The sequence below is a fragment of the Piscirickettsia litoralis genome (assembly GCF_001720395.1).
Taxonomy (GTDB): domain Bacteria; phylum Pseudomonadota; class Gammaproteobacteria; order Piscirickettsiales; family Piscirickettsiaceae; genus Piscirickettsia; species Piscirickettsia litoralis.
The window spans coordinates 1,146,060-1,157,646 of the sequence record NZ_MDTU01000001.1; the positions used below are offsets into that span (position 1 = coordinate 1,146,060).

The window sequence follows — 11,587 nt, forward strand, 5'->3', positions numbered from 1 at the left end:
GAAAGGAGCATACTCAATCGCACGATCACCATTAAAAGCTCTGGCATAATGGCGTGTCATGTTCAAATAACACCCAGACTCATCAAGGAAAATAAGATCTTTATTTAAGGTTTTTCATCATTCGGCCAAATTCATTACGCTTTTTTTTACCCTATCTGTCTGTTGCTGAGAAGCTCTTTTAGACTTCTTCTTGTAGTTGGCCTTTAGTTTCTGGCAAGCTCGATGCATCATACTTCTTCCGACAGGAATCTCATGTGTTTGGTTGTATACTTCACAGAGTTCAGCAATCGTTGCATCCGGTTTCTTTGCAATTAGCTTAGCAACATCGTTTAGGTTATTCCCAGATAAAACTGCATGGCGGCCATGGTGGTATTTTTTAGGTGATAAATCTCCATGAGCATTATAGGCCCTCCAATATCGATTAAAAGTGGCGATACTGATACCAAATTGCTCTGCGATTTCTGCTTGGTGGTATTTTCCCTTTTTATAAGCTTCTACTGCTTTCATTCGAAGGTCTGTTGAGTAAGCTGCTGGCATAATAAACACTCCTCTGCTTATTACGATTATCTTACAAGTCAAAGTGTTAGGGAAGTGCTATAAAGAAGCTAGGCATATGCTCCCTGAACAACGTTCCAAATCAACCAAGTGGTTATTACCAACTGTAACGATCTCGCCCAGGCCAAGAAGATGAATCAGCTTAAACACTTAACACTGAGAACTCAAACCATTTCTTAATCACTCAGCAAGCCCAAAACCAAAATTACACAATGATTACTATATGGTTTTTTTCACTCTCTTGTTAAATGAAGAATCAAAGCATACTTGAAAATAGTGTTGGTTAAGATGATGAATTATTCACTATAATGTCAGCAGTCAAACCCAAAGTGTGCCCATAATCGTTTTCTGGATCATTAGTCGAAGAGCTTCGATAGATGGCTAAATTACCCGCCACAGAATTAGAGGTTTTTTCCAAGCTTACTGAGCCATGAGATATATCATATGTATTACTCACAAAAATATAAGGGGCACTTTCAAACGCAGCGTTTAAATAGTAATAGGTGCTATCAGTAGCACAAGACGTAAATGCAGCTGCCTTCTCTTCTTCATGATATGCAGCTACTTTTGTTTCTCCCGCCTTTAATACTATTATATCTCCCGGTGTGTAAGATCCACCGTGAGGATTAAAGCTTTCCATACATTGGTAATGTCCAGCTAAAATATAAACAATAATATTATAACCTGTCTCATTGACAAGGGTAACATCTCCCCCATCCCATTCAGCATAAGAACTCAAACAAAAAACTGAAAGAAGAGAAAATAAAATAAACCTTGAAAGTAATAACATGAGCTAATCTACCTTACTTATTTAACACGTTAACATATGCATTTGAACTGGACTCATTTTAAGGTGTAGTCGCTCCCTATGTAGTGCTGCACCATCACTCTTCTTTTTAAGAAAAAGGCCAAATTAATAAATCTGCACAACTTATCAACCACCTTCGGCTTCACCTCCGCCCCCTGTTCCAGCATCAATACCTTCTCTCAAAGCGCCGCCGCCAGCAGCTCCGCCTTTTTCAGCCACTTGAATCATACCCATATCTGCGGTGACAGTGTCTGAAGTTTCTTTTTGCTGAGCCTGAATTCCTTTTTCTGCGCCGCTGCTCATAGCTTGATTAGACTGGCCTGCCATACTTTCAGTTTTTCCTTGTAATTGTTGAACTTCCTCAGCACCTGCTCGATGGCTTGATGAAATACCGATCCAATCGAGTACCTTATCTGGAATTAAATAAATGACTGAGAAGCACTTGTTAAATGCCATCATCATGAATGATGAGTAAATAAAAATTAAGAAACAAGAAACAATTCCTTTGACTATTGTTGAAGATGAAAAGTTATTCAATAGCAATGAGCCGACCAAATGAAACCCTTGCGCAGAGTATGTAATTAATACGTAGGTTAATGCCATTGCTGAGGTGACACCAATAACCATCAACACGGGCCTGAAAATAATATTTAGTGCTATTTTTACTCCCGCCGCGCCATGCCCTAGCACTTCGTGTCCCTCAGGGTAAACCAAAGCTAAGGCGACTAATGGGCTAGCAATTAAGCCTTCTAAAATACTTAAAACCCACACGATGGTACCCGCCCAAAATAAAAAGTAGGGAATCAGTGGCATCATAACAATAAAAGTAATTGCAGCAGTAAACAAAGAGCCTAAAACCATCATAGCAAGCGGCAGCCACGCCAAAGATATTGATAATTGCCCGATTTGCGATGCCATATAAAGCTGCACTAATGTTTGCCCTAATGTAGCGGCTGTTGCGCTTACACTGCTTAGTGCACTTGAACCAAATAACGCCCCTATTCCAGCCGTAACTCCTGACACAACAGATGTGGTTTTGACCATTGACTCTGCTGTATCTTGGATATTCTGAAACTGCTTTTGATAAGTATCCAAAATATTAGTAAAGCTATCCAGCACCATTTGAACAACATCTGCTCCGGTTTGCTGAGCTTGCATAATTGTACTAAATAAATTCGTAGAAGGCATACCCAACTGATAAAACTCATTCATCACGCCCGTCACATCAGAGGATAATCCATTGCCTGTTAGGTTACCAAAAATCTTATCGACGACTGCATATACAGGTATGGATGTTGTACTCGTTGTTTGATAAACCCCATTACTAGAAAGAAAAGAAAATACATTATTTAAAAATGTAATATCATCACTATGGGCCGCTAATGAATCATTATTATCAGATGATAATAAATTAAATAAGTAGTCAAAAGGGACTTGAAAGTCATCTGGCAAATTAATTAAATTCGCATACAATGTATTTTGGGGATCACAGCTGTCTGATGCCTCACCGGTGCACTCACTACCTGAACCATAAACAGCTTGTGCGACTAATGTTTGCCAGTTATTATTTGCAAATAAATTTAAGCCATCTGGAATAGTATTGGTTTGTGATGGTATTGCCGCAGTATGCCCTAATTTTTCCGCATCTGTAATTGAAGACTCTTCGGAAGCATCTTGAGCATTGCCAGAAGTATCCTCATAAAAAACTGGGGATCCATTAATTAAAGGATATATTTGCATATACATAGGAACATCGTAATTAATTGTCGATGAAATACTCATGCCGGGATAGGACAATTTTTTATCTAACTCATCTTTAACAATTTCTAAATTATTATTCATAATTTCATCTATCGCTAAATAGCTTTCAGCCCCCCATCCACCAACTATCTATATAGCTTTTAAATGGATAGTCAGAGTCTACATGATCAGATAAACTATAAGTTTGATTTGATTCTTCTAGTTGCAAACATTCTAAATAACGTAAATTTAAAGAGCCAGAGCTATTTGCATCATCACCATCATCACTCACGCCATCATCATCCGAACTTGATAAATAGTGCTTACATTGGTCATAATAACTTGGCCCATCCGACCCAGAGGAGCTTTCTGCACTGTCTGCAATTCCTTTAGGTGTACTTGAGCTTGAACTTTGAATAGAACCCAAAAGATCTTTATTCAGGTCATTAATATAATTATTTAATTCTCTATTAGCTAAATTTAAATCATCATTATATAAATAAGTTACAATTTGATTAGTTGCTCTTTCAGCTTTTCTAGAGTAAGAATTTTCGCTACCATTTGCATAATTTTGATTAGAAAAGTTAAAAGCAATATTACCCGCTGCTGAAACATAAATTGCACCACCTGAACTTGATGACGAACCATCTCCTAAAGAGGCTTTAAAAGCAAGTTGTTGGCTATATCCTGACACAGGGAAGGTGTATTCAGATATATTCGACCCTGAATTTTGATTGCTCAGTAGTAATGTCATAGAGTTAACACATTGCTGAGTCAAAATACCTGAGCTTAGGTATGGGTTGCCTGGGTGAGTTATAGTTTGCCCATTATAACTATAAGGGCTTTGATAAAATAAATTCATTTCTTGCGCAAATTCATTCATAAAATCACTGTTATCACATAAGGCATTGACAGAGGAGACTAAACTAGGAGCATCTATTTGTGGCAATGTCGCCTCAGTATTCACACAAAAAGTTGGTGTACCATCAATATTATAAAACTGGTTCGATGTAGCTTGGCCCGATGAGTCAGTTGTGGCACACGTGCCGCCAGCGTTCAGAGTATTCCCCGTCAGTTTACTCGTTGACACGTCTAAATCATCAGCAACTTTTTGAACCGCCTCGTATAAAACAGCCTTACTCACATCAGTTTTTACATCATTTAACAAACTGACTGGAACCGCAGGGATTGCAGTTTGACCAAGCTCTACTTCCAAACTATTCCAAACAAAATTAGCTAATTGCACACCGACAAGGACGGCATAAAGCAGTACAATTTGTATTAAACAAAATCCATATTTAACAGGTATCATACATAACGGGCCAAATGCTGCACGCAACGGCGCCCACATCGAAGACCAATTACGCCCTAAAAACTCTCCTTGGTGTGCTGTATTTAAAGTCCCAATAAAAAGAACAATTGCATAAATAACAAAAAGAACACTCATCAACCCTGAATTAAATGCTGATATTACATAATGGATAATTGTGGGATCATCTCCTCCAGAAGGAACATTCTCTCCCGAAATCCAATAAATAATATTGCCAAATATTTGCCAGAGGAAATAGACAGATTGGTCGGTTGTTGGTCCTGGCACTAAAGTTGACATAATTCTTTTCCTTTACCGCTTTGCTATATTATGTATCAATTAACCATTAGTTTTAATAATAGATTTGTTAATATACATTAAATTAATATTCATATTATTTAGCATTTTTTCTATATCATTAAATTTACCAAGCTGCTGTTTCAATGAGTGATTATCCAGTAATTCTGCTACTTTTAATAAAGAGCCTATACGTTCTTGCTGAAGCTGTTGATAGTTAATCAAATTGTTAACAGATAACTGTAGGGAAATACTGCGCAATAACTGATCTCGAGTAGAAGATTTCAAGCCATTTAACCAATCTGCACTGAGCTGGTCCTGAACTGCATTTGTGATACTTTGATTCGCCTTATTATTTGCATTCATTTGAGACAATGCAGCTGTTGCTAGTATAGCAGATTGGGTCGACATACCCACTGGAATGATATTATCATCGCTTTCATTTGTATAGTTATTTCCTTGTATAAGACTCATATAGTAAGAATTGTTAGGAAGTAAAGTGGCGTAATTAGAAGGACCATCTGCTTGATTCTGCCCATCATTTTCTGTGCTTGTGGATTGACTTACATAATTAATAAATGGAGAAGCATCACTTTGATTCGACCAGCCCTCGACACTATCTGATAAATCTTGTGTCAGAACACCAGGGCTTAAAGCATTATTTGCAGTGGCAAGTGATTGATTCGTGGTATTTTGATTGTTAATAATCTCACCTAAATCTTTTTGCAAAATGACTGAAGATACGGGGTCAACAGCATAAGTTGACATTATAAATCCTAAAAAAATTCCAATTGCTATAGTTAAAAACCTGATAAAATCACTCATATTAGTCTTCCTCATTTTTATAAGACTCATTTAGCAATTGCTTTAACACTAAGTCGCAAGCCTCTGCAACAGTTAACTCATGGTTCTCATCAATCAGAGCTTCAATTTCTCTTGTTGCACTCCCTCTAGGATATTTTAAAGCTAAGCGTCTTCTGGCTTCTTCTGGCCCTAAAATTTTATAAAGGGATTCTCGAATATGAACATCCTCAGTCGTTGTATTAAATGCCCACAATTCCACTGCACTGATAGTACTTGTTAATAACTGGGTATTAACCCCTTGTTTTGTTACAAACTGAGCAATAAAAGTTGCTCCTGAACTTTTCGGTCCATGGACACGAGTAGCTAATGCATATTTTTCCGTCTCATTAAGGCCAAAGGTCTTGCAGGTTTCTTCAATGCTCTGTGTCGATCCTGAATCTAAAATAAAAACACCGGTGGCAAAATCAACCATGAGTTTATCAAAGTCTTGTAATGCCTGAGAGGCTAATGAAATCTGAATTTTCCATTTACGCCCCTCACGCATATCTTGGATAACCTGCTCACGAACAGAAGGGCTATTTGCTGTACGGTGAAATTCATCATAAACGATACGTTTTGGCTCTTCTAAAATCTCACGCACACGGTCGGTATGATAATCATGGTAAGCTTTTGGAAATGCTCTAATATCGTCATGGCGTAAAAAATAATGCTGAGCTAATGCCTGCCGTGATAACATATACATTATAGCTGTTTGCTTCTCTGCTGCTGAGCTACCAGAGCGAGCAACATCTTCTAAATCTAAGGCAATAATCCGTGCTTTTTCTAAATTAAGCTGTGTTGGCCTTGTCAATGTTGGAAAATTACGTATCACTGCTGAGATTGTTCGACAAAATGATGAAACAAAATCCTCTTGAGTGCCAGGCAAAGACACTTTACTATAAATATCTTTAATTCCATGAAAATGGGCCGTTGAAATAGTATCTGCTAATGTTGGCATGGCATATTTTTGGGCACGTATCGCTAATTCAGCATGACCTTTCTCAAATAGGATATCGACAAGCTGCCACCATGTCATTGCTGGCTTAATTCCTATGTTAATTTTATTAATTTTTTCCTCTAAATAAGAGTCCATATGAGGAATATAAGGCTTAGGCTGCTCATTATCACTAAACTGCCTATATAGTTCATCAACGAGTAAACTTAGCATTCCTGACATACCATTCGGAGGACTGTCTTTTATCCGCTCAACATAAAGAAGGCTTAATAAGTTGATTAAAAAAGATCGATGTAACTTAGTTGGAAAGCGCGCTCCTAACTGAGTATCAAATGGATTAATTGCATGACCATCTTCAAGCTTTAACCGATGATAAATCACTTTATTTTTATCCTCAGAGGATAAACCTTCTTTTAACAAAGAAATAAAGCCTTTACTTGATGGACCAATATCAATAATAGCAATTCTTGGCAGCTGCGATAAACCAGGAGATAAGCACAAGCCTAAATTTAAGCTATTTAATAACACAGATTTTTCCAGAGCCCGAGCGCGCATAAATAATGTCTATCCAGCTAACCTGGTGATTCGATCCAGGTTGATATGGCCAAAGTTTGCCATCGGGTGTTCTAAATAATAACGCCCCCTTTTTCCAGGGAGATGCTGGCCGTGTAATGGGCAGCATTTTTACAACTTCTGAGAGTGGAGCTCCACTAGTTACTGCCGCACTTTTATTACGCACTGCAACCGCGGTTGATAAAACCTCAGCATATGGATCACCATAGAACTCCTTAACCTCACAGCCTCCCCATGCCTGAACTAATTGAGCCAGTTTAGCGGAGCGCTGTTTCAGCAAGTTTATTTTTCCAACAGGCGCCCAAGTCAATAAAACCATTTTTAACTTAACAATAGGATCATCGCCACGCTCGTCAAGGTGCTTTAATAACTTATGTGACTCTACAATTAGTTTATTATGGTAAGAGCTAAATGTTAGAAATTGTGCCAACCAATTTTTTGATTGAGTCACTTTAATACCATTACCTGAAATATGAAAAGATGCACGCCAAGGCAAGTCTGCTAAAGCAGCACGTCTAAATAAGTCATAAAAAGGCCTAACATTTTTTGGAAATAACTCGATATAAAGAGGAGAGTACATCATATCACCAATGCGTGTCATTTTAAGATCAAAATTTTCACCTTCACGCGGAATCACCTGTGACGATAACGGAGGCCATAAAATATCAGAAATATCACCTTGTTTATTATCTTCATATTCTTTTAGGCGTACAGGAATAGTGTCTCCCGGCAAAAAGGGTTTCCAGTCTGGAGAAGTAAAATTTGGATCGATTGATTTGCGGGTTTCATAAAGAGCAGAATGAACATCAAGCAATTTAATATAAAACCCTATTTGCTGCAAATCTTCAACTACCGTACTAATTAATGAATCATGTAAATTCCTAAGCTCAGGCAAGCCTAAAAATAAATTAGCCGCTCGCCGAGAGTGTGGCAGGTCACATGATTTTACCTTATCCGCTTTTTCTTTAAAGGCATGCTTGATATGTTTTGTTGGTAATGCTGACGGTTCAGTCCATATGATAAAAAAGCAATCTTCATGAGAACAAACATTACTAAGAACTTCTTTTTTTGACTCGAAAATATCATCAATATTTAGATTTACTCTTTCTGCTGTTTCTTTTGCAGGCTGTAGTGATTGATTAATATAATAATCAATATTTTCAGGGCTATAATTAAAATAAAACTGGATAAAGTGACCTTCAGATGAAAATGAACTTTGAATTGACTCTACAAACTGATCACAAAGTTGGTCAAATTCTGATTTCCCAACAAAGCGCCTAAAACCATCAATTTTAATTACTGAGATTAAAGATGCATTCTTAGTCACTAAGACATGCCGACTATCTGCAGTCTCCAAGTCGCAATAAGCTGCATGAGATTGCTTCAACAACAGCCCAGACCATGCAAAAAAACTTTCTACATTGTCAAATAAAGAATCTACCAGCGCCATAACTACTCACTTAAAACTCTAATAAGCTTATTAACACGATCTGATGAAAAAAATTCTAGATAGTATTTGCATTCTCTCAAATAAAACATTCCGGTTATAAAAAAACTTATAATCATCATTGCTTCCCTTGTTTTTATTTGCCTTCGATATTAGAGAAGAAATATACTCCGGATTATGACCATTTATTTCATGAACGACATAAAACATATATGCAGCAGGTAAAGAATTTAATAATAATAAAATTTCTTCATGACTAACATCTTTCAGGCTATTTTTACTAGAAAATTCTAAAAATTTAGACAACTTATCCTCATTGCCTTCATCTAAAAGATAAATTTCTTTTTCAATCTTTTCAAAATTTATTAATGCATGGTTAATATTGCTATTTTCATATGATTTCCAATAATCAGCAACTTTCTTTCTAAAAGGCAACATTAACAATACTCCTAATTAAATCATGGATAATCACGATATTAAACCAGACACTTTATTCAAAGAAAATAAAATTCTAATTGAAGAAACTAATTCACTAGCCTTCAGGCTTTCATTGCTGATAAAGCTAAATAGCGCAGGCCGACTCATATCTATCTGATATATTTTAGATAGCAGTTCAGATCGCTCACTAAGACTCGAATAAACTGTCTTTGCAGAAAGAACTCTATCTTTATCGACAGACTTATTATTAGTAGAGCACGCTATTTCAGCCATTGCAACCATTATTATATTTAGCTCAACTTGATTAAGTTCAGGTAGGTAAATTAATTTATCTTCACCAGAGTAATCAACACCATATTGATCTAATAGTAAGCATTGACTGCAAATTTTACATGCTATTGCTAAATTACTAGATTTATTATTTTTGTAATCACCATCAATATTAACGATATCATACCAATTTTCACATAGCATATTACAATATCGGCACTTGTAACTATATTCTTCTGCTATTTTCTTAGATATTTCTTTAAAGCGGTTATTCTTTTTTCTGCGTTCATGTCTAATAAAATTACCAGAGCAAGCCTGTAAACAAAGATTCAACATTAATCAATCTCCACAGTTTTAAAAACGACACTCAATCCATAAACAGCCTTATCAATCATCGGAATAGCAATAGATTTTTTTAGCTCTTTTTCAACAAGCCAATGAGATCTTATTGCTGCTCCTTCGACAAACACAGCCTGACGCCCAACATTATTTAAGCAATACCACAAAGAGCGATCTTTTGGTTTAAGCCATAAAAAAACTTGCTGTTGACACAGTACCACTTTGTCTTGCCTGCTCTAAAAGAGAAGAAAAAACAGTATAAACATAATTATGAGATGAAACTATTTTCTTAATATTACCCTTATCCTTAAAATTTTCAAATAAGCTTAAGGCCAGAGTGTAGTTTAAATTATTTTTTTGAAATGAAGATGAAATTTCATTTGCAGCAGCCTCTGCCTCTGAACGCTTATAGCATACAAATGCAGATAAAATACCAAAAATAGCTTTTCAATATCAGTTAATTCTTCAGCGCTTGTCCAAACTCTTCCAAGCTGTTTAATAAATACTTCTTTTGCTAAGCCTTCATCTATTTTTTTACTACTATTTAATAATTGATTAACCTTCATAAATTCCAAAGGTGTTAACGCCATTTTCCAGGGTCCTTCATCGATATTTTGCGCATCAAGACTTTGACCAATAATAGGCCGTGTTTCATAAAACTCATCCTTCATACTTTGCAGTAAAGATAGCATACTATGTTTAGTTGAAAGATTACTTCCTGGGTGATATTTCCATAATAAGCCAGTAAGGATAATTGCTATAGGAACAGTTAACCAACGAACATACGAACCTGCCAATAATGATATTGCATAAAGGTCATGCGCTGTGATCGCCTCTGTTGGAGTATACTTAGCCCAGTCAATAACCTTTCCTAATTGTCCTGTTATAAGATTTATTAATCTTACTTCGAACATTTTAAATGGCAAAATCACACCAATTACCGCACTATGAAAGTAAATAAAAATAGCACAAGCAGCAACTGCAATGGCCATGGTGTAATAAATTATATGGGGAACGCCTCCCCCCTGATCATTTTGCATCATTAACCTCCATAATCAACTGAACCCTCTTCTACCTCCAACGCTTTTACCTCATTTACTTTTGACCGTACCAAGTCAGAGCTATTAGTTTTTAATTTAATATCTATACCTAGTTTTTCTGAATTTTTTCTTATTATATTTTCAACAGGTTCATATGAAATTACACAGTCAACAAATACAGGTATCGCCTTACGCGGATTAATTAAATAAAGTAAAACAAGCAATCCAGAAAACGAAATTTTTTCTCCCTCTCCCTCATCATCATCCTCTTCATCAAAGACATATAGCTTTTTTATATATCTTATGCAATGTTTTCACTCGATAAAATTGATTAAAATACAGCTCATCTATTTTTTGGTTTAAATTTTTAAACCCATAAAGGATATAAGGGTTCCCTAACTTTTCAGATAAAAGCTTTAAATGTTTTAGCTCAAGATCAAATTTATCCGACATATCAACCTCTTACCTATCTTGTACTATTCTATCAATAGCAAAGTTTATATCTTGCTGATTCTCATAAAATTCGTAAGCTGTCACATTCGATAATCTTTCCAAAATATTATCTGTTATTTTATTTGCTTTGCTTTTTTGCATATCATTCAAAATTACAAGCTTATTGACTGCACTTTTAATTTGCTTATAGTCAATTAAGCAATCTTCTAAACAGGACGTTCCATAATCGTAATATATACTTTCAATCCTGTCTTCAAGTGGGATATTTAAAAATATGTCATTTTTAGGAATAAAATCACCACCATCTTCCTCAATCTCTTCATCATCACTGATATCTGTTATCTCAGCGATAAACGAATATGCTTTATCCAGATCTAACGGCTTATTCATATTAACTTTTTTAATTAATAAGTTTAATAAGCTATCATTTTCTATTAACTCTTCTGATTTTTGTCTATATCAGGCCCCATACCATTAATTAAATTCACAGAGGTAAAATTAATTCTTCTTGTGAGGGTGG

General features: G+C 35.9%; 13 protein-coding genes. All 13 read right to left on the minus strand.

The genetic code is table 11. The annotated features are described in order from the left end of the window. Positions 1-117: 117 nt before the first annotated feature. Positions 118-537, minus strand: a complete 420-nt coding sequence (locus BGC07_RS05455; RefSeq protein WP_069312274.1) for a helix-turn-helix domain-containing protein — start codon at positions 535-537, stop codon at positions 118-120. A 301-nt stretch (positions 538-838) separates the two neighbouring features. Beyond that, on the minus strand, positions 839-1,345 hold the full coding sequence (locus BGC07_RS05460) for a hypothetical protein (RefSeq protein WP_069312275.1): 507 nt from the start codon (positions 1,343-1,345) through the stop codon (positions 839-841). Between the two features lie 144 nt (positions 1,346-1,489). Beyond that, entirely contained in the window at positions 1,490-3,205 is a 1,716-nt protein-coding gene (locus BGC07_RS21850; RefSeq protein ID WP_069312276.1) for a DotA/TraY family protein, read from the minus strand. A 25-nt stretch (positions 3,206-3,230) separates the two neighbouring features. After that, on the minus strand, positions 3,231-4,712 hold the full coding sequence (locus BGC07_RS21855; protein ID WP_069312277.1) for a DotA/TraY family protein: 1,482 nt from the start codon (positions 4,710-4,712) through the stop codon (positions 3,231-3,233). Between the two features lie 39 nt (positions 4,713-4,751). Beyond that, positions 4,752-5,534, minus strand: coding sequence for a hypothetical protein (locus BGC07_RS05475; RefSeq protein ID WP_069312278.1), 783 nt, complete (start codon positions 5,532-5,534; stop codon positions 4,752-4,754). A 1-nt stretch (position 5,535) separates the two neighbouring features. Then, a complete protein-coding gene (locus tag BGC07_RS21860) occupies positions 5,536-7,062 on the minus strand; it encodes a hypothetical protein (RefSeq protein ID WP_235602956.1) in 1,527 nt (508 codons plus the stop codon). After that, on the minus strand, positions 7,022-8,530 hold the full coding sequence (locus BGC07_RS21865) for a hypothetical protein (RefSeq protein WP_235602957.1): 1,509 nt from the start codon (positions 8,528-8,530) through the stop codon (positions 7,022-7,024). The genes BGC07_RS21860 and BGC07_RS21865 overlap by 41 nt, the downstream gene beginning before the upstream one ends. A 30-nt stretch (positions 8,531-8,560) precedes the next feature. Further along, positions 8,561-8,965: a type IVB secretion system protein IcmW gene (icmW, locus tag BGC07_RS05485; protein WP_235602958.1), complete on the minus strand. Its 405-nt coding sequence runs from the start codon at positions 8,963-8,965 to the stop codon at positions 8,561-8,563. Between the two features lie 30 nt (positions 8,966-8,995). Then, positions 8,996-9,571 (minus strand): type IVB secretion system protein IcmJDotN, encoded by a 576-nt coding sequence (gene icmJ, locus BGC07_RS05490; protein ID WP_069312279.1) that lies wholly within the window; start codon positions 9,569-9,571, stop codon positions 8,996-8,998. Further along, a complete protein-coding gene (locus BGC07_RS24115) occupies positions 9,571-9,795 on the minus strand; it encodes a secretion/conjugation apparatus DotM-related subunit (protein ID WP_449421069.1) in 225 nt (74 codons plus the stop codon). The genes icmJ and BGC07_RS24115 overlap by 1 nt, the downstream gene beginning before the upstream one ends. Beyond that, a complete protein-coding gene (locus BGC07_RS24120; protein ID WP_449421086.1) occupies positions 9,758-10,015 on the minus strand; it encodes a secretion/conjugation apparatus DotM-related subunit in 258 nt (85 codons plus the stop codon). Before BGC07_RS24120 ends, BGC07_RS24115 begins: the two co-directional genes overlap by 38 nt. Then, entirely contained in the window at positions 9,919-10,617 is a 699-nt protein-coding gene (locus tag BGC07_RS05495; protein ID WP_235602959.1) for a hypothetical protein, read from the minus strand. Before BGC07_RS05495 ends, BGC07_RS24120 begins: the two co-directional genes overlap by 97 nt. A gap of 459 nt (positions 10,618-11,076) precedes the next feature. Further along, entirely contained in the window at positions 11,077-11,457 is a 381-nt protein-coding gene (locus tag BGC07_RS05510; protein ID WP_069312282.1) for a hypothetical protein, read from the minus strand. Positions 11,458-11,587 lie beyond the last annotated feature (130 nt).